Consider the following 22,776-nt stretch of genomic DNA (forward strand, 5'->3'; position numbering starts at 1 on the left):
CGGTTTCGCCCGATCGGGTGCGCCCGGCGTGCCACCGCACCCCCCTGCGGGTGACGCGGGCGTCCCGCGCGCCGGCCGGGTCGAGCCGGTCGGCGCGCGGCCCCTGGCGGTCAGGCGGCCAGGTGGAAGGTGCTCGCGAACCGGTCGAGCAGCTCGCCGCGCCCGCGCAGCACCTCGACGTCGCCCGACGCGATCGCGCGGTCCGGCGCGAGCTCGCCGGAGATGATCCGGTGGATCCCCGGGCCGGCGGCGAACGCGAGGTCGACCGGTCCGTCCCCGCGCGTGACGTCGAGCGTCGAGCCGTCCACCCGGATGAGCAGCGGGGTGGAACCGACGCGGGCCCCGTAGGCGGTGGCGGGCAGCGTGGCCGCCACCGTCGGGCGGAAGGCGGTCCGCAGGTCGATCGTCATGGAGTCGGGGGTGATGATCTGCTCGTCGCGCGGGTCTCCCATCGCCTTGAAGCCCCAGGCGCCCAGCGCGAGCACCACGGGCTCGAGCTCACGGCCGTACGGCGTCAGCTCGTAGACGATCACCCGGGAGCGCGGTGCCCGGCGGATGACGCCGGCCGCCTGCAGCTCCTTGAGCCGCGCCGCCAGGATGTTGCTCGGGATGCGGGGGAGGCCCGCCGCGAGCTCTCCGTAGCGGCGCGGCCCGACGAGCAGGTCGCGGACGATGAGCAGCGCCCAACGCTCGCCGACGAGCTCCACGGCGCGCGTGACGCCGCCGTACTGCCCGTACTCGCGTGCCGCCACGGACCTCAGGCCTGCTGCGTCTGGAAGGCCTGCGGCCCCTGGCCGGCGGCGACCGGGTCGAAATACCCGAACTCGAGGACGTTGACCGTCGGGGTCCGTCAGCTGACGCTGGTACATGAAGCCGTAGTCCGAGGCGGGCTGGTCCTCGGTGCCGCCGGCGGCGAGCCCGTCGGCGAGCGTCGCGTCGACCGCCTCCCGGCTGTCGAGGAAGATCGCGGTCGACGTCGAGACGGCCTGCGCCGGGTCGCCGATCGGCCGGTTGCTGAAGGTCTGGAAGTAGTCGCGCACCAGCAGCATGAAGGCGCTGTGGTCCTCCTCGACGACCACGCACGCGGCGTTGTGATCGGTGAAGAGCGGGTTGATGGTGAACCCGAGAGCGGTGTAGAACGCCTTGGCTCGCTCCAGGTCGGTCACCGGCAGGTTGACGAACATGGCGGTCATCGTGGTCTCCCGTGTCAGATGGGCGTGCGGACGAGCACCACGCTTGCAAAAAACAAGCAGCTGGTCAAGGCCTCGCCCTCGATACTGGCCTTCATGCTGACCATGCCGGCAGTCGCCCCGACCTTCGCCGGCGTCCGGCTGCGCCCGTTCGAACCGCGTGACGCGGCGATGGCGCGGCGCCTCTCCACCGATCCCTACGTGCCCCTGACCGGCACCCTCGTCGCCGACGCCACGATCGAGGAGGCCAGGGAGTGGATCGCGCGGCAGCAGGGCCGCCTGGCGGCCGGCGTCGGGTACTCGTTCTGCATCGCCGACGTCCAGGACGACCGTGCGCTCGGGCAGGCCGGCCTGTGGTTGCGGGACATCGAGCACGGACGCGCCACCGCCGGCTACGGCGTCGCGCCCGACGAACGCGGCCGCGGTGTCGCCGCGCGGGCCCTGACGGCGCTGACCACGTTCGCCTGGACGATCACCGGGCTGCACCGTGTCGAGCTCGACATCGAGCCGTGGAACGTGGCGTCCACGCGGACCGCCGAGAAGGTCGGCTACCGGTGCGAGGGCCTCCTGCGGAGCCGTCAGGTGATCGGCGGCCGGCGGGTCGACATGCTGCTGTACTCGGCCCTCCGACCGGGCTGACCGGCGTGTGAACCGTGCGGCCGCCGACGTCCGCACGCTGCAGGTGGGCGGCGCCGTCCGGCGCCCCGCCGCCACCGCGGGTGGAGGCGGAGGCGCCCGTCAGGCCGTGCGCTCCGTCAGGAGCTCGCGCACGTCAGCGTCGGTGTCGGCGGCGTCCCGCTGCCCAGCAGGCCGAACGTGGTGGTGCCGCCGGCCGGCAGCCCGCCGTTCCAGGCCGCGTTCCGGACGACGACGAGATCGCCCTGCGACGTCACCGTGCCGTTCCACACCTGGTCGACGCGCTCGCCCGACGTGCGCCAGCTGACGCTCCATGCGGTGGACGCGGCCCCTGCCCGGACGGTCACCTCCGCCTGGAAGCCGCCGGTCCAGGCCCGCACCGTCTGGAAGGTCGCCGTGCAGGCGCCCGCGGGAGTCGTGGGGCCGGACGTGGGAGTCGCGGTGGGCGTCGGCGTCACGGTGGGCGTCGGGGTGGAGGTCGGTGTGGGTGTGGCCGTGGCCGTCGGCGTGGGAGTCGGCGTGGCGGTGGGCGTCGGTGTCGTCGACGTCAGGGACGTGAAGAACCGCCAGACCTCACCCGGCACCCACGACTGCTGCTGCCCACGGTCCCGCACGTCCCACTGGTGGTCGGCGTCGGACGCGATCCACACCACCGGGTAGCCGTCGCGGCACGTGTACGCGGTCCGGATGTGGGTGCCGCTGCCCGCTGCCGGCTCGGGTGCCTGCTGCGACTGGCAGCCGTTGTTCCGCAGCGCACGGTCCCGCAGCGCACGGCCCTGCGAGATGTTCAGCACGCTGTCCACGACGCCGTGGGAGCCGAGGTACGCGATCGGCTGGGTGCCACCGGCGCAGCCGGACAGCTGAGCGCCGCTGAGCACGGCGACGCCGCGGAACACGTCGGCCCGTGCGCACGCGAGGGCGTTGCTCAGGCCGCCGCCGTAGCTGAAGCCGGTGGAGAACCGCTGGGTGGTGTCGATGCAGAGCGCGGACTCGACGGTGCGCAGCACGTCGTCGATGAACGCGACGTCCTGGCCGTTCGTGTTGGGCCACGCGTCGTCGATGCCCTGCGGGGCGACGAACACCGTGCTGTCGCCCGCGAGCGGCTTGAGGCCGTAGAAGCCCTGGTTCACCACGTCCGCCGAGGTGCCGTGCCACCAGTGCGGCGCCAGCACGAGCCGGTAGGGACGGTTCCGGTCGTACCCGGACGGCACGTCGAGCCGGAACATGCGGGACTGGCCGCCGCTCGTGATCGTCTGCGTGCCGGTCGCCAGGCCCGCGGGCTTGCCGCAGCCGGCCGTGGCGGCCGCCTGGACGCCGCCGCCGGTCAGCGCGGAGGACGGCGCCGTGAGCCCGACGGTCGCCAGCACGGCGACGGCGGCCGTCAGCAGGACGCGCCGGCCTCGGGACGGGGTGAGGTGTCGCACGGGTCTCTCCCTCGACGGGCCCCGGCGACGGTGCCGGAGGCGGCGGTCGCGGGTCGAGTCCCGCGGGTCCAGCGAATCTACATCGATTACCACGCGGGACCGGAAGAGGCGAAACGGTTCACGAGGAGACGGGCGGCGGGCGTCCGGCCGGCCGCGCGAGCCGGGACGCGGTGGTGCGTCCGGCAGACCGTGGACGGTGTCGGGCGGCTGCTCGCCGGTGGGGCCTGCGGTCCGCGGGCGCCGCACCCCCGGCTATGGTCTGCCCATGGGAGCGTGGGGAAGCGGGATCTTCGACAACGACACGGCCGCGGACTGGGCCGGTGGCCTCGACGACGCCGAGGCGGCGGACCGTCCCGCCCTCGTGCGGACCGCGCTCCTGGCGGCGGTCGAGGCGGACGACGACCTCGACCTGGACGACGCCAGCGTCGCGCTCGCGGCGGCCGCCGTCGTCGCCGCGGGACTGCCGGACGGTCCTGACGTCAACCACAACTACGGCCCGGACGTCGAGACGCTCGTCGGCCTGCGCCTCGACCCCGGCGAGGTGGACCTGGCGCTGCGGGCGGTCGACCGCGTCGTCGCCGAGGGCTCGGAGTGGCGCGAGCTGTGGGAGGAGGCCGACTCCCTCGACGAGGCCTGCGGCGCGATCGAACCGGTGGTCGCCGCCCTCCGTGGCCACGCGGGCGGCTCGGCGCCCGCCTGACGGCCGTCGTGGTCCGCTCGGTCGGCCCGACGCCTTCCTGACGGCCGTCGTGGTCCGCTCGGTCGGCCCGACGCCTTCCTGACCGCCGTCGTGGTCCGCTCGGTCGGCCCGCTCGTGCACCGCCCCGACGCGCCGGTCGCAGGCGTGGCGCTCAGCCCGGCACCGACGTGTACGCGTCGCCGAGCCGGGCTCGCCGGAACCTGGTGGCCGCCGACAGTGCCGCGACGACGGTCAACCCGGACCCGGCCACCACGAGCGCGGCCCCGGCGCCGACCGCGTTGCCGAGCATGCCGCCCAGGGGTGCGGCGACGACGATCACCGCACGGTTGGCGGACCGCCTCGTGGCGTTGGTCCGGCCCTGCAGCCGGTCGGGGGTGGCGGTCTGCCAGTACGCCATCTCGTTGGCGTTCTCGGCCCCCATGCAGAGCCCGAGCAGCAGCTGACCGAGTGCGAACACCGCCCAGGCCGGTCCCCCGCACCACGTCCCGTCGACCGGCCCCGCGGGGACCAGCAGCGACGCACCCGCCATCAGGCACCACGCCATCCCGGTGCCGAACCGTGCGCCGATGATGACGTGCCCCGCGCCCCATCGGTCGCCCAGCCGGACCGCCACCGAGGAGCCCGCGAGCGCGCCGGCGCCGGCGGCGGCGAGGGCCAGCCCGAACGTGCCAGGGCTGAGACGGAGCGTCCGCAGCGCGAACGGCGACATCACGGCTCCGGCCACGGCCGAGCAGGCGAACCACGCGTGCGTCGAGACGGCGAGGGGCCGCAGCGTCGGGTGGTGGTAGATCCACCGGAGTCCCTCACGGATCTCGGGACCGATGTCCCGCACCCGCCGCGACGAGCGACCTGGGGGCTCCTCGACCTTCACGGTGAACAGCAGGACGGCGGAGGCCAGGTAGCTGACCGCGTCGACGAGCACCGCCAGCGGCGCGCCCAGGGCCACCACGAGACCACCGGCGATCGCCGGCCCGCTCACCTGCGCGACCGCGTCGGACTGGTCCAGCCGGGCGTGCGCGGGCCCGAGCAGCGGCGCAGGGACGAGCCGGGGGACGAACGACTGGAACGCCGCGTCGCCCACCAGGGAGCACAGCCCGAACGCGGCCATCAGCACGGCGAGCCGGCCGACGGTCAGCGACCCGACGGCGGCCAGCAACGGGATCGCCGACAGGGCTGCTGCGCTGGCGAGGTCGGTCGCGACGAGCACCGGACGGCGACGGACCCGGTCGACGAGCACCCCGGCGAGCAGCCCGAACAGCAGATACGGCAGCCAGCGCGCCGCGTTGACGAGACCGACGTCCAGGGGGTCGCCGTGCAGCACGTCCACCACCAGCACCTGGACCGCCAGGATCGTGACGTAGGTGCCGAAGGACGACACCGTCGAGGCGGTCCACAGGCGGGTGAAGCCGCGTGACTCGCGCAGGGCCGGAGGTGAGGTCACGGGTGCTTCCTACCGCACCGGCGTCGGGAGTCCGGCGCCGTGCCCGAGGTCTCCCACGCCGCGCGCGGCGGGTCAGTCCTCCAGCCAGCCGCGCCGTGCCACCTCCCAGCCGAGCTGGAACCGGTTGCGCACCCCCAGCGTCAGCATCAGGCCGGCCAGGTCCCGCTGGAGGGTCCGCTCCCCGATGAACGCCGCCGCGGCCGCTTCCTGGTCGCTCATCCCCTCGGCCAGCAGCCGCACGATGGTGAGCTGGCGTTCGGTGGCACCACCACCGGGGGGCCGCCCCGGCCCCGCCCGCCGTTCTCGTTGCCGCGTCGTCCCAGGTACGGACAAGCCCGGTCCCCCTCGTCGCGCGCCCTCCCGGTCCGTGCCGCACCCGACCCGACGGCCCCGTTCAGCCTGCCCGATGTGCCGCAGGGCCGGAACCCCTCGCCGGTCCTCGGCCACGGCGTCACGGTCCGGGACGCCCAAATTCGGCGGGTTTCCGCCAACTCGTCCCCTGGGGGGTCCCGCCCGTGCGGACGCCCGCCCTAGGCTCGGCGCCGCCACGTCATGTGCCGGCAGATCCGGCACCAGTGGAACGAGCCGGCCTCGCCACCTCGACGCGCCGACCGCTCGAGGGGGGATGACTGGTGAGACGAGCCGTTGTCGTGCTGGCGGTGAGCGCAGCCACCGTGCTGGCCATGACCGCACCGGGAGCAGCGTCGTCGACCGCACGGGCGCCGTCGCCCTCGGCCGCGAGCGCGTCCGCCACGTCGGGTGCTCAGGAGACGCACTCCACGATCGAGTACCTCGGCGACGAGGGCGAGGCGTCGTCGACCGAGCCGCAGCTGCGGGCGGCGCAGGAGGACGACGTGTCCGCCGCCGACGCGCAGGAGCGCCTGCGGGTGACGCAGAACGGCACCCGTGCGCGGCCCCCCGTGCCGGAAGGCACCGAGCTGCCGCCCGAGGACGCCGACCCGCCGGAGGACACGGATCCGCCCCAGGACACGGACCCACCCGAGGACACCGACCCGCCGCAGGACGACCCGCAGGTCGACGCCGTCCCGGAGGGCAGGCTGGCGCCCGGGTCGGACGGGGCGACGGCGCAGGGGCTGACCCCGCAGGCGCTGGCGCCGCTGCAGCAGGTGAACATCACCGACTGCCAGGACGAGGACTTCGCCCGCGGCTCCGGCGGCTTCGTGGTCAGCCACTACTACTGGTGCCAGACCGGGCGGTTCCGCGCCAAGACGGAGGTGTGCACCCGGATCGGTCCGTTCCGCTGCGTCTACAGGCGTGTGATCGGGACGGCGACGTTCCGGATGACCACGATCGGGTACGGCTGGGACGGCTCGATGCCCCGGATCGACGACGAGTACGTCGACGCGAGCTACAACCAGATGCGGTTCGTGACGCTGCTCGACGAGTTCACGACCACCGGCGTGGGCCCGGCGATGGTGCTGCGCGTCGGCATGCAGTGCGAGGCCCAGACGGACGGCGCGCTCTGCCTGCAGCACCCGTTCGACCACGGCCAGACGAAGACGGTGGCGCAGTGGATGCTGGACGGCGGCACCTTCATCCGGTTCCTGCACGACCCGACCGAGGGCCAGGGCCGCGACACCCTCGCCTACTTCGAGTTCGACACCGAGCTCGCGGTCGAGGGCCCGGACGGTGACTCCGTGACGATCGGCGGCAACGAGTGGCGCTGCGACTCGGCGACCTACCTGGTGGGCCGGCGGGGCTGCATGTTCAACCGGGTGACCGAGCAGATCCCGGTGAGCACGGACAACCCGGAGTACCCGGAGGCGGCCGCGCACGTCTACGACGCCCAGTTCCGGCCCGAGCTGACGCTGCCACCGCTGGACGGCAAGTCGATGCCGGGCAGCCCGTTCGCACCGAACACGTCGCCGTTGCACCGGCTGTACCCGGGGTACGAGGGCACGATCTACCGCGCGAACCGCGAGACCGCCCGCGGCACCTGCCGGCTGTACTGGGGCACGAACTACGCGGACGGCGGCAACGACTGCGACGAGTACCCGCTGGCGTCCACCTACCAGGGCGCCGCGACCGCCAACGGCAACTACTCGGCGCGCGTGATACCGGGCTGGGACAACCAGGAGCTGGGCCGGCGGATCGGGAACTGGTACGGCACGCAGCGCATCCTGCACGACGACCCGTACTACGTCATCGTGGTCCGGGGGGACGACGGCTACACCGGCAGCGGCGGTGGCCAGGGCGCCGGGGGGATCGTTCCCGCGCACCACACCAGCGTCAACGCGGGGCCCGACGTCACCGGTGACGAGGGGTCGCCGGTCACCCTGCACGGGTCGGTGCACTCGCTGTCCGAGGGTGGTGCGGCCGCACGGTGGACGTACTCGACGGTCGAGGCGGACGCCGGCACCTCCTGCTCGTTCGGCAACGCGGCCAGGGCGGCCACCTCGTTCACCTGCGACGACGACGGGGTGTTCACCGTGACCCTGACGGCGGACTCGCCCGACGGTGCGGTCTCGGACAGCGCCCAGGTGACCTTGCGGAACGTGCCGCCGAAGATCGAGCTCACCGGGCCGGCGCCGTGGACGCTCTTCCGGGCCGGCACCCCGGTCGACCTGACGGCCACGGTCAGCGACGCCGGCAACGACCCGCTGACGTGCTCGGTGAGCTGGGACGACGGGTCGACGGACGGGTACCCGGCGTCCGGCGGGACGTGCGACCGGCGGCACGTGTTCACCGCACCCGGCATGTACACGATCGAGGCGACGGTCGCCGACGACGACGGCGGCAGCGCCAAGGACGAGACGATGGTCATCGTGTACGACCCGGACGCGGGCTGGACGAACCTCGACGGCTCGTCCGCGCTCGGCGGCTCCACCGCACCCGGCGGGGCGGCACCGGCGAAGGCACCGGCGGCGGCATCGGCGGTGGCGGCGCAGTCCGCCGCCACGGGCCCCTCGTGGCACCACCTGACCGGCCGCTACTACAACGGCTCGGCCACACCGACCGGACGCGCCGCGCTCTGGGTCCCGGCGACCTCGTTCCGGCTCGAGGCGCGCGACCTGGAGTGGCTGGTCGTGACACCGGACGGCAAGACGGTGGCCAAGGGCACCGGCAGCGTCGACAACAAGCCCGGCTACGGGTTCGTCGTCTACGGCTACCAGGGCTGCGCCCAGTCGCCCCCGCCGTGCCAGCCGGGCACGAGCAAGGTGCGCACGCTGGTCTGGCCGCTGGCCGAGGGCCTGACACCGGGCACCGGGACGCTGTTCGACAACTCGCCCGACGCCGACTTCGACGTGGACATCGCCGACCCGAGGACGATGAGCGAGGGCCAGGTGTTGATCAGCCGCCCGTGACCGCGGTCCGACAGGACACAGGTGCCCGGCCCGGCTCGCCGCCTGGCCGGGCACCTGCCGGTCCGGGGGGACCGCCGGGGAGATCGTCGAGAGGAGTGCTGGTGGCCGAGGTGGTGGCACGGTACGTGCAGCTCCCGGACGTCGAGTTCGGTGTCTACGTGCTCACCGACGTGCTCGCGCCCGAGAACCCGCTGTCGCGCTCCGGGGGCACCCGAGGGGAGGACCGGCTGGTGTCGACGGCGCCCTACGGCGCGGTGCTGCACTCGGCGGGCAACGACTTCCAGCCGTCGGTGGAGCTGCGGGTGCTGTCGGGCGAGCCGACCGCGGACCCGGTCGACGCGGGCGGGACCTGGGAGCGTGAGGCGACGGTCGACTTCGAGGCGATCAGCGGGTCGCTGCGGCTGGAGTCGGTGAACGGGCTGCCGGCGGGCGAGGACGTCCGGCTGCCGGCGCCGGGCCGGTACGCCGTGCGGGTGCGGTGCCGGGGGCGGGCCGACGCCGCGGCACGGCGGGGTCGGGAGCTCTTCTACAGCGGTGTCGAGGAGTGGCTGCTGGAGCTGTGGCAGGCGTGAGGCGGCTCGGCGCACCGCGGGCGGCGTCGACTGCCGCGCCGTCCCGCGGCAGACGGCGTCGATGACCGCGTCCGGGTGCTTCCGGGCGCTCAGTCGTCGAGCCCCACCAGCGAGCGTCCGTGCGGGTCGGCGTACCCGCGCACCGCGCCGTCGACCATCACGACGAAGGCGCGTCCGGCCGAGCCCGAGCCCAGATGTGCGGTCGCGGGCAGGACCGGTGCTCCCTCGTTGCTGATCCAGTGCCCGGGCAGCGTGCCGACCAGGTCGACGAACGCCGCACGCCCCTCGGGGTCGAGGTAGGCCAGGACGGCACTGTGGAAGACGACGAGCGTCGCGTCGGCGGGCGCCTCCGCCGCCAGGGCGGGGAGCGCCTCGAGCAGGTCGCCCCGCACGATGCGCGGCCGGTCGCGGCGCGCCACGTCGACCGCGGCGCGCAGGCGGGTGCGGCGGTCGTCCTGCTCCGGCCACACGAGCGTCTCGAGCCAGTCGCACGCGTCATCGTCGTGCACGTCGACCGGTGCCAGGTCGATGCCGGCGCGCCAGGCGACCCGCGGGAGCCGGTCGGGTACGGCGACACCGGGACCGACCGCGCAGGGCAGCACCACGTCGCTGCGGCCGGCGTCGGGGTCGAGGGCGGTGCCGTCGTCGTAGCGGTACGAGTAGCGGTCGGGCAGCAGACAGAGCCCGGCGGCGGCGCCGACCTCCAGAAGGGCGAGCGGCTGGGGCAGCTCCGCGAGGTAGGGGAGGAGCACCGCGCAGCGGTTCGCCTCGTTGGTCTGGGTCGCACGGGCCAGGATCGTCGCGCGGACCTGCGGCCACCTCTCCAGGACGGTGGACCGGAGCTGGTCGTACGCGCCTCGGGCGCCGTGCCGTCGCGCGGCCGCGAAGACGAGGTTCGGCTGGCGCTTGCCGGGCGGCAGCGTCAGCAGGAGGTCGGTGACGGTGGCGTCCTCGCTCACCCCGAGCGCCCATGCCTCGTAGGTCGGCGAGACACCTCGGGCCTCCTGCTCGGCGAAGGCACGGTAGGCGTCGGCGACCGGGTCGCGGTGCCGGGTGGTCGTCAGATCCATCGGCTCAGGATGCCCGACGTCCCGCCCGCGGACCCGTCGCAAAGGTCCTGGGCCCTGCTTCGACGTCATACCTGCAGGCCGAGGGTGGCGAGCGTGTCCGTGAGGAGGGTGTCGAAGTACGCGTCGGCCGGGCTGACCAGCGGGCGGAGCTGGCCGAACACCTCCATGACGGTGAACCCGTGCACGCGGACGAAGGCGTCGACGGCGAGGGCGACCGCGGGGACCGGCAACGGGTACGACTGCCGCTGCGCCAGGGCCTCGAAACCCGCCGCCGTCCCCTCGTCGAGACGTGCGGCTCTGCGGTCCAGGGCACCGGGGTCGACCAGGCCGGCCGCGTGGGCGTGGGCGTATAGGGCCATCACGCGGTTGCCCGGCCGGACGGCGACCGCGATCGTGCGACCCGCGGGTGCGCGGTAGCCCGGCACGGGCGCGCCGAACGCGAGGCCGAACTGCGCGGGGTGGTGCACCGACCAGGAGCGGTAGGCGCGCAGGGCGGCCACGATCGCGCCCGCGACGTCGTCGGGGTCCACGCCGTCCACCGCGGCGTCGACCGCGTCCGCGTGGTCGGTGAAGGCGTCGACGAGCAGCTCGGTGATCAGGTCGTCGCGGTTGTCGACGTAGCGGTAGAGCGCGGAGACGGCGATGCCGATGTCCCGCGCGACCTCGCGCAGGGTCACGCCCTCGACGCCCGCGGTCTCCAGCTGTGCTCGTGCGGACCTCAGGATCGCGTCGGTCATCTCCTGGCGTCGCTGCTCACGCGGTGTCCTGGGCACGTCCGGAACTCTAAACGAGAACACTGTTCTTGACACGCGGCTGCGGGAACGAGATGCTGGCCGGGAAATACGAGAACAGTGTTCTCGTTCTGACGACAGGAGCCGCCATGCCCAGCGACCGCCGCACCGCCGCCGTCTCGCTCGTCGCCTCCGGCGCGATCGCCGCGACCGCCAGCGTGGGCCTGAGCGTGACGTTCGGCTGGCCGGACGTCCTGGACGCCCCCGCCACCGAGGCGCTGCCCGCGTTCGCCGAGGTCGCCGCCACCGTGCAGGCGCTCTTCGTCCTGCAGATGGTCGCCAGCCTGGCCCTCGTCCCCGGCGTGATCGCGCTGCACCGGATCCTCGCGCGCAGCCGCGGCACCGACGCCGTGCTCCTGACCGTCACCACCTTCGGCGTCGTCGCGCCCGTGGTGCAGTGCCTCGGGTGGGTCCGGTGGCCGCTCGTGGTCCCCGCCCTCGCGGAGCACTACCTCGACCCGTCCACCACCGGCGCGGCGAAGGAGGCCACCGCCGCGAGCTACGACCTGCTCAACGCCTACGCCGGCGGGGCGCTCGGCGAGCACCTCGGCTGGCTCCTGCAGGGCGTCTGGGCCGTCGGGATCGCTGTCCTCGCCTGGCGCGCGGCCGACGTCGCACCCGCCTGGCTGCGTCGGTCGCTCGCCGTGCTCGCCGTGGCGTGGTCGGTCACCCTCGTCCCCGCGGGCTGGTTCGACGACGACGGGCTGACCGCGGTCGGCTCGACCGTCTACTCCGTGTGGTACCTCGGGCTCCTGGTCCTCGGCGTGGTGCTGCTCAGGGACGGCCACCCGGGACGTCCGCGTGGTGCGTCAGCCCGCGAGGTGGGTGGTGTCGCCGACGCAGACCACGGCGCGGTTGTGGAAGTACCCGTCCTCGCGGAGCGTCGTGATGCTCCCTGACGGCACCGGGAAGGCGACGTGGCCGGCAGCCTCGATGGGCATGCCGATCCAGGCGGCGACGACCAGCGCTGCGGTGAAGCCGTGCGTCACGACGACGAGGTGGTCGACGTCCCGCGCGAGGTGGTCGGTCATCGACAGGTAGACCCGGACGGCGACGTCGAGCCGGGTCTCCGAGCCCGCGATCCCCTCGTGGTGGCGGAGCCGGTCGCCCACGGCGGGCGGGGGCACGAAGCGCGCGTCGAGCCAGGACTGCGGCCGCCCGCCGGCCTCGCCGTACGACTTCTCGCGGAGCCGGACATCGAGGGTCGGCTCGACCGCGAGCGCGGCCCCGAGGATCTCGGCGGTCCGGCGGGTGCGCTGCAGGTCGGACGTCACGACAGCGGCCCGTGCCGGCGTGTCGATGCGGTCGCGGAGCGTCCGGGCGATGGCCGCTGCCTGCCGTTCCCCGGCCGGTGTCAGGGCCGAGTCGAACTGCCCGCCGACCAGGCCGTCGACGTGATGGGTGGCCTCCGGGTGCGTCACCACGCTCACGGTGCGCTCGCGCGCCGGCACCCGGCCGGGTGTCGGTGGGAGCGGGGTGGCGTCCACGGGGTCGACCTTGTCACAGCCGGGCCCGGTGGTCAGAGCAGGTCGGCGCGGTGCCGGATGCTCGCCGGGTGGATGAAGTCGGCGGCGGGTCGGCGCAGCCACTGGGTCACCCGCATCGTCAGAGCCATGTCGGCCTGCCGCGCGCCGCGCAGCCCCGTCAGCCGTGCGGGCGTGCAGCCGACGTGGGCAGCCAGCGCCACCCAGGTGAGCCCTTGCCGGCGCCGCTGCTCGTCGACGGCGGCGTGCAGCTGCGGGAGGTCCCAGCGGAGCCGGCTGTCGGGCCCCGGATCGGGGAGCGAGGCGTCACCGACGTCCACCACCGGGCCGACGAGGAACGCCTCGGGCGGCTCCCCGAGCCAGCGCAGGAGGTAGAGCGCGTACTGGCACGACGTCTCACCACGCGCCCCGAGCCGGGAGACCGCGCCCCCGCAGAGCGGGTGGTCGTCGCGCTGGGCGTTGAGCGTCACGGACAGGTCCCAGAGCTCGTCGGCGAGCGCGTACCAGTGCAGCTCCTGGCCGCGGCGTGCCCGGTCGACCGCGCCGATGAACGCGGCGAAGTCGAACGTGGGGAGCACGTCGGTCGTCTCGCTCATCCGTCCCCCGTCCTGCGGCAGGTCTCTGCGTGGATCGTCGCACGGGCGGTCGCCGGGACGCTCGTGCGATGCCCTCAGCGGGCCGACCGGCGTGACCGCGTCAGGAGGAGGGCGACGCCGAGCGCCGTGAGGACCACGGCGAGGGCGAGGTACCGCGCGACGTCGGCGCCGGTCGTGGGGAGCGTGGACGCCGGCTCGGCCGCCGCGACGACGGTCAGGTGGACGCCGGCATCGGACACGGCGTCCGACGCGACGAGGTCGTGCGCCCCGGCCGCCGTGTAGACGGGGACCACGACGGCGGCCGTGAACGCGCCCGAGGCGTCGCTCTGCGCGGTCGCGAGCCGGACCGGGGCCGAGTGCAGCGTGAGGGTGATCGGCGCACCGGCGGCGAAGCCGGTGCCGCGCACGTGGATCGTGCCGCCGGCCGTCACCGTCGTCGTGTCGACCGTGATCGCCGGGGTGGTCGTCGTCGACGGGACCGCGGTCGGCGAGCCCGTCGGCGTGGGCGTGCACGGCTCCGCCGACGCGCCCTGGTCGACGACGCTCACCGCGTCGATCAGCGGCCCGCGGATGCCCGGGGTCGTCGACGTGAAGGTGAGGGCGGTGGTCTCCGCGCACGCCACCGCGTCGAGCGTCTGCACCTGCCACTGCAGGTCGACGTTGGACGCCGTCGCGGTGTCGTAGCCGAAGGTCCGCGTGACGGCGCCGAGGGTGGCGTCGAGCGTCTTGACGGCGGGGTCGCCGTTGGGGTTCCCGGACAGCGAGAACTGCAGGCGGTACAGGTGGCCCGGCTGCGTCGCGATCGTCTGGGTGATCGTGCCCGGGCCGGCGTCCTCGTCATTGCCGGCCAGGTCGACGAACTGCACGCCCTCGGTCGCCTGGGCCGAGTCGGGTCCGACCAGGTCGATGCTGCCGGCCGAGATCGTCCACGTACCACCGAGCTCGGCCGAGTCACCGGTCCCGAGCGTGTCGTAGCTGCCGACCGCTGTGGACGCGGGGGGCTCGAAGCCGCCGTTCGACACGAGCGTGCCGGCCGGGAGCTGCGTCGGGCCGAACTGTCCTGCGACATACGTGAACAGGTCCGCGGGAGTGGTCGCCGAGGTGCCGCCGGGGCCGGTCACCGTGACGTCGACCGTGCCCGCGACACCGGGAGGCGACGTCGCGTCGCACTCGGTGTCGCTGCAGGTGCCACCCGTGACGACCTGGTCGCCGAAGGCCACCTCGGTGACGCCGCCGAGGTCGGTGCCGGTGATCACGACGGGCGTGCCACCGGCGGTCGGGCCGACCTGGGGGGAGACGCCGAGGACCACGGGAACCCCGCCGGCTGCCGGGCAGATCGCCGGGTTCTGCGCCAGGCCCTGAGCGCTGCTCAGCAGGAACGCCCGGGCGAAGTCGTCGCTGACGAGACTGGTGACGTCGTTCTGGAAGGGCGCGACCGCGGCGGCGCACGGGCCTGCGACCGCCGCCCCCTGCACCGCGTTCACGCCGCCCAGGTGGTCGAGGTCGGCCGTCAGGGCCTGGGCTGCGGCGGAGCCGACCCGCCCTTGCGCCTGGAGCGCGTCGACCTGGGCCCGCACCACGCCCGGCACCAAGGACGCGAGCGCCTCGTCGAGGCCGGTCGTGTCGACGGGCAGCGAGAGCGCGTCCGTGAAGGTCATCGAGGCGATGCCGGGCTCCCGTTCCAGCTCGTAGTGGAAGCCGGAGCCGATGTCCGCGCTCGTGACGCCGAGCGCGGTGGCGAAGGCCCTGTCCTGCGGGTCCGCCGCCGAGAGCCAGTCGGCCCCCTCCGCCTCGGCCGCCAGGGCGGACGGGTCGGTCGCGACGAAGTCGATGCCGGCCTGGCGCAGCTCCTGTGCGAGCGCCGCGGCCGCCGTGTTCTGCGCCGTCAGCGCCGTGGCGAGCAGCCCCGCATAGGTGTCGAGCGCGGACGCCTGCAGGCCCGCGCTGCCCGCGTCGAGGGCGTCGGCGGCGGTCGAGTACCGGTTCGTGGTCCGGTAGATCGCCGCCTGGAGGTTCGCGACGTCGTACGCGGCCTGCCGGTAGGCCTCCCCGGCGGCGCCGAGCGCGCTGCACGGCGGGTCCGGGAGCGCCCCGCACAGCGACGGCAGGCCGGGTGGGCTGAGCGAACCGGGCTCCGCGATCTCGCCGTAGTCCTGGTCCGGTGGATCAGCGAGGAGGAGGCCGACCCCGGCGGCCGTCGCGATGGCGGCCGCACCGCACCCGCCACCGAGCCACGGCAGCAGTGCGGCGGCCGGTGCACCGACGCCGGTCACGCTCACCCCGGCGGCGATCCCGGCGGCGGCGCAGGTCAGGAGGCCCACTGCGGCGGACCCCACCGTGGCGGCCTGGATGCTCGCCTTGCAGGATGCGTTGCAGAGCTGGCTGTACGCCGGCAGGGTGATGTCCTTGACCGGCGAGTCCTCGTGCATGCCTGTGTAGGCCAGCCCGCTGCCGGACCAGGTGACCCAGAACTGGTAGTGGCCCGGGGGCACCGCGAGCTGGAACGTCACCGTGGAGCTCGAGCCCGAGCCGAACAGCACCTGGTCGGTGCACTGACCGCTGCCGATGGCGCGACAGTAGAGGTCCGCCTCCGTCAGGCCGGACGGCGGGTCGAAATCCGCCGTCGCGGTGATGGTGAGCTGCCACGGAGGGGACTGCGCCGCGTCCCACACCTCGACGACCGACAGCGTCTTGGGCTTGATGGTCGCGGCCTGTGCCGCCGGGGCGACCGCGACCAGGAGCGCGACGCTGAGGAGCGCGCTCAGGAGGGCGGCCAGCGCCCGCCCGGCGCCCCGCCGAGCAGGCACGACGTCCCGCTGCCCACCGGTCACCGACCGCGCAGCACCACCGACTCGGTCCATGACGCCCCCCGCGTCGCACTCCGGCCGACCGCGCGTCGTGCGGCCGCACAAGCCTCCGCGACAGCCTGCCAGCACCCGCGCCGGTCGAACGTGCCCCTCCAGGCAACGGATCGGGCACGCGTCCTGGTCGGTGACCACCCGCTCTCGCGGGCCGTGGACACCGACCCGGCCGACTTCGTCGCGGGGAACGCTGGAAGGTCGATCCCGGCGACCGATGGGTCGAGCGGGCGCCGGTCGGCGTACCCGCCGTCGCACTCGTCTCCCGTGGAGGGTCGTGCCCCTCACCGCTGCCGAGCCCACCAGGGCCGCGCCGGACCCGAGCACGCCCGCCGGTCCGGCGCTGGACCAGAGCACGCTCGCCGGGCCGGCGCTGGACCAGAGCACGCTCGCCGCGCCGGCGCCGGACCGCGTGCAGGCGACCGGGCGCTCGTCGGCGTCGCGCGAGCTGGTACCGGTGTCCGAGCTCGGCCCTCTGCACGACCTCGCCGCGGTCGCGCACCAGAGCTACATCGACGGGTTCTCCGCCCGCGCCGTGGCCCAGTGCCGCCAGTGGGCGTGCGTCGCGGAGGCCACCGGTGACCGGTCCACGTCCCGGTACGTGCACTACGGCGAGGCGATCGTGCTCCTGGAGCTCGGCGAGCACCGGGCCGCCGTGACGGCCGCCCAGGTTCTCCTGACGATGCTCGGGGACGACCCGTTGCCCGACTGGCGGGCCCGGGCGCTCGCCGTGGTGGCGGAGGCCAGCGGTCACCTCGGTGAGCACAGCGTGTCGATCGCCGCGATGGCCGAGGCGGACTGGCTGCTCCAGGACATCCCGCCCGACACCTTCGGCCACCTCTCGGCCAGCATGGCGGTGGCCCTGGCGATGCGGTCGACGCACCTGGTGGAGCAGTCGGAGGCCGCGTTCGCCGCGATCTCTCGGGACCATGCGCCCGAGACCCTGATCCACGTCGCGCAGGAGACGGCGGTGCTCAGCGCGTACTGGGCGACGGCCCTGCTCATCCAGGGGCGCGGCCAGGAGGCGGCGGCCCACCTGGTGCGCGCCGCCAGCAGGGCGACCTGGATGCGGCGGCTCGCGCAGCGGACGTCCCAGCCGTCGATGCACGCGCGCGCCGACGTCATCGAGGCGTACGCGCTGCTGCACCTGGGCGAGCCGGAGCTGGCCTTCGTCCGCGCCCGTGGTGCGGCGGAGGGCTTCTCGGCGCGGCCGGAGCTCCCCGAGACGCACCTGCTGCACCTTGTCCTGGCCCGGGCCGACCGCGCGGCGAGGGACTACCCCGCGGCGGCCGAGCGGTTGAACGCCCTGCTCGAGGCGACGCACAGCACGAGCCGGGAGGTGTGGGCGGCGGCCGCTCGCGCCGAGCTGGCCGACCTCGTGGTCGCCGAGCACGGGCCGCAGCCCGCGATGGACCTCTGGCGGCAGACCGCCCAGGCGGCCCTCGGGCGCGCGTGGGCGGAACGCGAGGCCCGGTACTCGGCGCTCCGCGACCGGAACGACCTGCGCCGCCTGGCGTCGGAGACCGACAGGGTCGGCCGCACGGCGGGGCAGGACCCGTTGACCCAGCTCGCGAACCGCAGCGCCCTGTCGGCGGCGTTCGACGCGGCCGCGGCCGACGCCTGGGCGGTGTTCGTCGACGTCGACAACTTCAAGGCGGTCAACGACACCTTGTCCCACTCCGTCGGGGACCTCGTCCTGCAGGCCGTCGCCGAGATCCTGCGTGCCGCGTCCCGCACCAGCGACGTCGTGGCGCGCTACGGCGGCGACGAGTTCGTCATCCTGCCCGGCGACGGGCCGGTGGCCGCCCAGGCCGTCGCCCGGCGGGTGCACGAGTTCGTCCGCCGCCGCGCGTGGGGCGAGCTCGTCCCCGGTCTCGCCGTGACCGTCTCCGTGGGCGTGGGACCGCTGGTCGCCGGCGACCACCCGCTGCACCTGGCCGACCTCGCGTTGCTCCGGGCAAAGGAAGCGGGCCGGGACCGGGTCGTCGTCGCCGACGCCTGATCCTCTGCCTCACGCCCCGACGCCCTGTGGGGCGGGCTCGGGGCGGTCCGTCCCGCGCCCGGCGCGGCTGCGGACGGCGCAGGCGGCGCACGCGATCACCGTGACACCGCCGAGCACGGTGAGCCGGCCGATCTGCTCGTGCAGGATGACCGCCGCCCACAGGATGCCCAGGACGGGTTGGACGAGCTGGACCTGGCTGACCTGCGCCATCGGTCCGATCGCGAGCCCGCGGTACCAGGCGAAGAACCCGAGGAACATGCTCACCACCGCCAGGTAGGCGAGCGCCAGCCGCTGGCCGGTGGTGCCGGTCGGCGTCTGCTGCACGGCGGAGGCGACCGTGAGGGCGAGCATCACGGGCCACGCCAGCACCAGCGCCCACGAGACCGTCTGCCACGCGCCGAGCTCCCGGGCGAGCAGGCCGCCCTCGGCATAGCCCACGGCGGCGGCCAGCACCGCGCCGAACAGGAGGAGGTCCGAGCGGTGCAGACTGCCCAGGCCGCCACCGTGCACGGCCGTGAACGCCACCGCCGCGACGGCGCCCGCGCCGGCGAAGGCCCAGAAGGAGCGCGGCGGGTGCTCGCCACCGCGCAGCACCGCCATGACGGCGGTGGCCGCCGGCAGCAGACCCACGACCACGGCCCCGTGGCTCGCGGGCGAGGTCTGCAGCGCGAACGAGGTGAGGAACGGGAACCCGACCACGACGCCGGCGGCGACCACGGCCACGCGCCGCCACTGCCCTCCCGACGGCACGCGCTGACGGGTCAGGGCGAGTGCCCCGGCGGCGAGGAGGCCGGCTCCGACGGCCCGCGCCGACGCGACGAACACGGGCGCCTGCCCGCCGACGGCGACGCGGGTGAACGGCATGGTGAACGAGAACGCCACCACCGCGAGGAGGCCCCAGCCGAGGCCGCTGCGCATGCTGTGCGGGTACCGGGGACGGGATAGCGCCACGGGCGCGCTGCCGATAGCGCTACTCTCTTCTCTCATGGCCGACGATAGCACCAGCAGGATCGCCGACCATCCTCGGCGCTGGGTCGCGAGCGCTCCGGCCGGCGCGCGGGTCACGTCGCCGGCGAACCAGCGGACCCACGGGCCGTCACCGCGGCGAGGACCCGCGTTCACGGGCGTCCCGCATCGCTGCCGCGAGCTCGGGGTTCGTGGCCTCGAGGTTCTCGGTGATGCGTCGCACGACGTGGGGCGCCTTGTTCTGGCTCAGCTTGGCGCGGGCGTCGAAACGGTCGACGACCATGCGGAGCCCCACGGTCCCCTTCGCGACCCGCCTGGTCCCAGCCTCGTCCTGCGACAGGTGCCGGGCGCCCGGACGGCCGCCCTCGAAGTGGTCCGTGAGCCGCGACAGCACGGCGTAGTTCTCCTCGTCGCTCAGGATCTGCGGCGTGCCGTACAGGTGCGCGGTGACGTGGTTCCAGGTCGCGACGAGCTCTCCCGGCTCGTACCAGCTCGCGGACACGTAGTCGTGCGGGCCCTGGACGATCACGAGGACCTCGTGCCGGCCGAGCTCGTGCAGCTCGTCGTCCGGTCGGCCGAAGTGGCTGAGGATGACGATCTCGTCGTCGTCCTCCTCGAGCAGGACGGGGTAGTGCGACGCGAGCAGCCCGTGGCTCGTGGCCGACACGAAGGTCGCCCACGGGTGTGCCCGGACCAGGGCCTTCACCTCGCCCGGATCGGTCATGAGATAACGCGGTGTCTGGCGCACGTCGTCCTCCTTCGGTCGATGGCGGAGAGCCGGCGACCGCTCTCCCCGGCGGGGATCGGGGTGGTCCGTCCTGCGTCCGTTGCGGGAGCAGACCCGCCGACGGCCACGCGCACGCTGCCACCCGAGCGAGCTTCAGCCCAGGCCGCTGCGACCACCGTGGGTGCACCGGGCGCCGGTAGCGCCGAGCGCCTATCGGCGATAGTGCTACTGTGCCCCGTCATGAGCGACGATAGCACCAGCCGGGTTGCCCACCACCTGCGCGCCTGGATCGCGAACGCTCCGGCCGGCGCCCGCGTGACGTCGAGCCGGGAGCTGACCGCTCGGTTCGCCGTCAGCCCTGTGACGGTGCAGAAGGTGATGCGCGGGCTCACCGCCGAAGGACTGGTCGAGAGTCGTCCGGGGGTCGGGACGTTCGTCCGCGCCCGTCGCACGCGTCGCCCGGTCGACTACGGATGGCAGACCTCCGCGCTGAGCACGCCGCCGTCGCACGCGACCACGCTCTCATCCACGCAGCGCGTCACCGCGCCCGACGCGATCGCGCTGCACTCGGGCTACCCAGCGGGCGAGCTCCTGCCCGAGCGCCTCGTGCGCGCGGCGATCGCCCGCGCGGCGCGCACCGACGCCGCAACGACCCGTGCGCGCGCGGCGGGCCTGCCCGAGCTGCAGGCGTGGTTCGCCGCCGAGCTCGCCGCAGTGAGCCCGACGTCCGGCGGCCCCACCGCCCGGGACGTGATCGTGCTGTCCGGCAGCCAGGCCGGCCTGAGCTCGATCTTCCGCACCGTGGTCAGGCCGGGCGAACCCCTGCTCATCGAGTCGCCCACCTACTGGGGCGCGGTCCTCGCTGCCGCCCAGACCGGCGTACGGCTCGTCCCGGTCCCCGCCGGCCCCCAGGGCCCCGACCCGGACGAGGTCGACCGGGCGTTCGAGCAGACCGGCGCCCGCGCGTTCTACGCCCAGCCCACCTACGCCAACCCCACCGGCGCACAGTGGTCGACCGAGCGCTCACGCGCCATCCACGAGATCGTCGTGCGGCACGGTGCCTTCCTCGTCGAGGACGACTGGGCCCACGACCTGGCCATCGACACCGAACCGCACCCCGTCGCCGCCCACGACGACGACGGGCACGTCATCTACCTGCGCTCCCTGACCAAGAGCGTCTCCCCGGCGCTGCGCGTCGCCGCCGTCATCGCCCGCGGACCCGCTCGGGACCGCATCCTGGCCGACCGCGCAGCAGAGACCATGTACGTCAGCGGCCTCCTGCAGGCCGCCGCCCTCGACGTCGTCACCCAACCCGCCTGGCGCACGCACCTGCGCACCCTCGCACCGGCCCTGCGTGCACGGCGCGACCTGCTCCTGGCCGCGCTGCGCGAGCACGCCCCCGAGCTCGACATCGACCACGTCCCCGCCGGCGGGCTCAACCTGTGGGCGCAGCTGCCCGACGGCACCGACGCCGCGCGGTTCTCGGACGACTGCCAGGCCCGCGGCGTCGCCATCGCCCCCGGGGACGAGTGGTTCCCCGCGGAGGCGCCCGCGCCGTACGTCCGGCTCAACTACTCCGGACCGGACGCGGACCGGTTCGTCGACGCCGCCCGCATCATCGGCGACGTCCTGCGAGCGACGTGACCTCGCCGGGCACCCGGCGCCGTCACGGGTGCAGGGGCTGCACGCGCGCGGACCCCGGGCGCGTCACCGCGCCGGCACCGGCGGCGATGGTCGGCCCCGCCGCGTCCAGCTGTTCCAGGGCGAAGCCCGCCGCCGCCTTGTACCCGGCCATGAACGCGTCGCGCTCGGCCCGCGGGACGACGTCGTCGATGTCGTCGAACCGGCCGCCGCACCGCTCGTCCACGAGGTCCAGCAGCCCGAACGGCCCCGCTCCGCGGTTCCGGAGGACGAGCTCCGAGACCGGGCCGCAGAGCTGGGCGTCGAAGGCGGCGAGCGCGTCGGGGGTCACGCCGTGCCGGACCATCGCGGCGCCGAGCAGGCGGGCGTCCATGACGGCCTGGCTCGCCCCGTTCGACCCTGTCGGGTACATCGCGTGGGCCGCGTCGCCGACGAGCAGCACCGGCCCGTCCTGCCAGGTCGGCACCGGGTCGCGGTCGATCATCGGGTTCTCGTAGGCCACCTCGGTGCGTCTGAGCAGGTCCGGCACGTCCAGCCAGTCGTACGTCCAGTCGGCGAAGTGGTGCGCGAACTCCTCGACGGCGACCGGCCGGAACCAGCCGGTGCTCTGCCAGCCCTGGGCGTCGTCCACCGTGACCTCGGCGATCCAGTTGACGGTGGCCAGGCCGGTGTCCGGGTCGGCCGGCGAGATCGGGTAGACCACGACCCGCTGCCGAGCCGTGCCCAGGCCCACGAACGACGAGCCGGTCCGGACGGGCTTCGCCTGCGCCGTGCCGCGCCACATGATCGTGCCGCCCCAGTGGATCGGCGGCTGGTCGGGGTGCATCTGCGCCCGCACCGCCGAGTGGATGCCGTCGGCCCCGATCAGCAGCGTGCCGCGCTCGTGCCACGCGCTCCCGTCGGCCCGCCTCCCGGTCGCCGTCACGGACCCGTCCGCGTGCGTCTCGTAGCCGGTGACGCGGTGACCGAGCCGGACCACGTCCGCACCGGCCCGTTCCTGGAGGGTCTCGGCGAGCAGCACCTGGAGCCGGCCGCGGTGCAGGGCGTACTGCGGCCAGCGGTAGCCGGCGAGCAGGCCCCGCGGCTCGCTGTAGATCTCCTTGCCGTTGCGTCCGACCAGGGCCCACTCGCGGGTGGCGATGCCGATGCGGTCGAGCACGTCCGCACCGATCCCCAGGTCGCCGAGCTCGCGCACCGCGTTCGGCTGGAGGTTGATCCCCACCCCGAGCGGTGCCAGCTCCCGGGCACCCTCGAGCACCGTGAAGCCGACGCCGAGCTGGTGCAGGGTGAGCGCGACCGCGAGCCCGCCGATGCCGCCACCCGCGATCAGCACGTGCGGTCCGGACATGGTC

General features: G+C 74.5%; 19 protein-coding genes and 1 pseudogene. 7 read left to right on the forward strand and 13 right to left on the reverse strand.

All coding sequences use genetic code 11. The features are described from left to right. Positions 1-110: 110 nt before the first annotated feature. The gene (locus ACVW07_RS13750; protein WP_456819796.1) at positions 111-752 is read right to left on the reverse strand and encodes a winged helix-turn-helix transcriptional regulator; all 642 of its coding nucleotides are present in this window, start codon (positions 750-752) and stop codon (positions 111-113) included. Between the two features lie 5 nt (positions 753-757). Then, positions 758-1,193 (reverse strand): annotated as a pseudogene (locus ACVW07_RS13755) (VOC family protein). Between the two features lie 93 nt (positions 1,194-1,286). Between ACVW07_RS13755 and ACVW07_RS13760 the strand changes: the two are divergent. Beyond that, positions 1,287-1,829 (forward strand): GNAT family N-acetyltransferase, encoded by a 543-nt coding sequence (locus ACVW07_RS13760; protein WP_456819797.1) that lies wholly within the window; start codon positions 1,287-1,289, stop codon positions 1,827-1,829. 116 nt (positions 1,830-1,945) lie between these two features. On the opposite strand, the gene ACVW07_RS13765 is transcribed toward ACVW07_RS13760, so the two are convergent. Then, positions 1,946-3,250: a cellulose binding domain-containing protein gene (locus tag ACVW07_RS13765; RefSeq protein WP_456819798.1), complete on the reverse strand. Its 1,305-nt coding sequence runs from the start codon at positions 3,248-3,250 to the stop codon at positions 1,946-1,948. A 265-nt stretch (positions 3,251-3,515) separates the two neighbouring features. Between ACVW07_RS13765 and ACVW07_RS13770 the strand changes: the two genes are divergently transcribed. Next, positions 3,516-3,950 carry a DUF4259 domain-containing protein gene (locus ACVW07_RS13770; protein ID WP_456819799.1) on the forward strand — a complete coding sequence of 145 codons (435 nt, stop codon included), beginning with the start codon at positions 3,516-3,518 and terminating at the stop codon, positions 3,948-3,950. A gap of 151 nt (positions 3,951-4,101) precedes the next feature. Here ACVW07_RS13770 and ACVW07_RS13775 read toward each other — a convergent pair whose 3' ends face one another. After that, positions 4,102-5,391 (reverse strand): MFS transporter, encoded by a 1,290-nt coding sequence (locus ACVW07_RS13775; protein ID WP_456819800.1) that lies wholly within the window; start codon positions 5,389-5,391, stop codon positions 4,102-4,104. A gap of 72 nt (positions 5,392-5,463) precedes the next feature. Further along, the gene (locus tag ACVW07_RS13780) at positions 5,464-5,631 is read right to left on the reverse strand and encodes a hypothetical protein (protein WP_456819801.1); all 168 of its coding nucleotides are present in this window, start codon (positions 5,629-5,631) and stop codon (positions 5,464-5,466) included. A gap of 392 nt (positions 5,632-6,023) precedes the next feature. Here ACVW07_RS13780 and ACVW07_RS13785 point away from each other — a divergent pair, with 392 nt between their 5' ends. Beyond that, on the forward strand, positions 6,024-8,717 hold the full coding sequence (locus ACVW07_RS13785; RefSeq protein WP_456819802.1) for a PKD domain-containing protein: 2,694 nt from the start codon (positions 6,024-6,026) through the stop codon (positions 8,715-8,717). Between the two features lie 101 nt (positions 8,718-8,818). Then, entirely contained in the window at positions 8,819-9,289 is a 471-nt protein-coding gene (locus tag ACVW07_RS13790) for a hypothetical protein (protein WP_456819803.1), read from the forward strand. A gap of 89 nt (positions 9,290-9,378) precedes the next feature. Here ACVW07_RS13790 and ACVW07_RS13795 read toward each other — a convergent pair whose 3' ends face one another. Continuing rightward, positions 9,379-10,359: a DUF2332 domain-containing protein gene (locus tag ACVW07_RS13795; protein WP_456819804.1), complete on the reverse strand. Its 981-nt coding sequence runs from the start codon at positions 10,357-10,359 to the stop codon at positions 9,379-9,381. Positions 10,360-10,424: 65 nt separating this feature from the next. Continuing rightward, on the reverse strand, positions 10,425-11,132 hold the full coding sequence (locus tag ACVW07_RS13800; protein WP_456819805.1) for a TetR/AcrR family transcriptional regulator: 708 nt from the start codon (positions 11,130-11,132) through the stop codon (positions 10,425-10,427). Positions 11,133-11,239: 107 nt separating this feature from the next. Between ACVW07_RS13800 and ACVW07_RS13805 the strand changes: the two genes are divergently transcribed. Next, entirely contained in the window at positions 11,240-12,049 is an 810-nt protein-coding gene (locus ACVW07_RS13805) for a DUF4386 family protein (RefSeq protein ID WP_456819806.1), read from the forward strand. On the opposite strand, the gene ACVW07_RS13810 is transcribed toward ACVW07_RS13805, so the two are convergent. The 3 genes from ACVW07_RS13810 to ACVW07_RS13820 all read right to left on the reverse strand — a co-directional run bounded on the left by ACVW07_RS13810 (position 11,960) and on the right by ACVW07_RS13820 (position 16,091). Continuing rightward, the gene (locus ACVW07_RS13810) at positions 11,960-12,637 is read right to left on the reverse strand and encodes a histidine phosphatase family protein (RefSeq protein ID WP_456819807.1); all 678 of its coding nucleotides are present in this window, start codon (positions 12,635-12,637) and stop codon (positions 11,960-11,962) included. The genes ACVW07_RS13805 and ACVW07_RS13810 overlap by 90 nt on opposite strands. 32 nt (positions 12,638-12,669) lie before the next feature. Then, positions 12,670-13,230, reverse strand: a complete 561-nt coding sequence (locus ACVW07_RS13815; protein ID WP_456819808.1) for a hypothetical protein — start codon at positions 13,228-13,230, stop codon at positions 12,670-12,672. Between the two features lie 74 nt (positions 13,231-13,304). Further along, positions 13,305-16,091, reverse strand: coding sequence for a DUF642 domain-containing protein (locus ACVW07_RS13820; RefSeq protein WP_456819809.1), 2,787 nt, complete (start codon positions 16,089-16,091; stop codon positions 13,305-13,307). Between the two features lie 274 nt (positions 16,092-16,365). Between ACVW07_RS13820 and ACVW07_RS13825 the strand changes: the two genes are divergently transcribed. After that, complete coding sequence (locus ACVW07_RS13825; protein WP_456819810.1) at positions 16,366-18,090, forward strand: diguanylate cyclase; 1,725 nt, start codon at positions 16,366-16,368, stop codon at positions 18,088-18,090. 9 nt (positions 18,091-18,099) lie between these two features. Here ACVW07_RS13825 and ACVW07_RS13830 read toward each other — a convergent pair whose 3' ends face one another. After that, on the reverse strand, positions 18,100-19,008 hold the full coding sequence (locus ACVW07_RS13830; protein ID WP_456819811.1) for a DMT family transporter: 909 nt from the start codon (positions 19,006-19,008) through the stop codon (positions 18,100-18,102). A gap of 178 nt (positions 19,009-19,186) precedes the next feature. After that, positions 19,187-19,804, reverse strand: a complete 618-nt coding sequence (locus ACVW07_RS13835) for an FMN-binding negative transcriptional regulator (RefSeq protein ID WP_456819812.1) — start codon at positions 19,802-19,804, stop codon at positions 19,187-19,189. Positions 19,805-20,023: 219 nt separating this feature from the next. Here ACVW07_RS13835 and ACVW07_RS13840 point away from each other — a divergent pair, with 219 nt between their 5' ends. Next, positions 20,024-21,427, forward strand: coding sequence for an aminotransferase-like domain-containing protein (locus ACVW07_RS13840; protein ID WP_456819813.1), 1,404 nt, complete (start codon positions 20,024-20,026; stop codon positions 21,425-21,427). A 22-nt stretch (positions 21,428-21,449) separates the two neighbouring features. Here the strand turns inward: ACVW07_RS13840 and ACVW07_RS13845 are convergent, their stop codons facing one another. Next, entirely contained in the window at positions 21,450-22,772 is a 1,323-nt protein-coding gene (locus ACVW07_RS13845) for a flavin-dependent oxidoreductase (protein ID WP_456819814.1), read from the reverse strand. Between the last annotated feature and the right edge of the window lie 4 nt (positions 22,773-22,776).

This window comes from Cellulomonas sp. URHB0016, assembly GCF_054057935.1.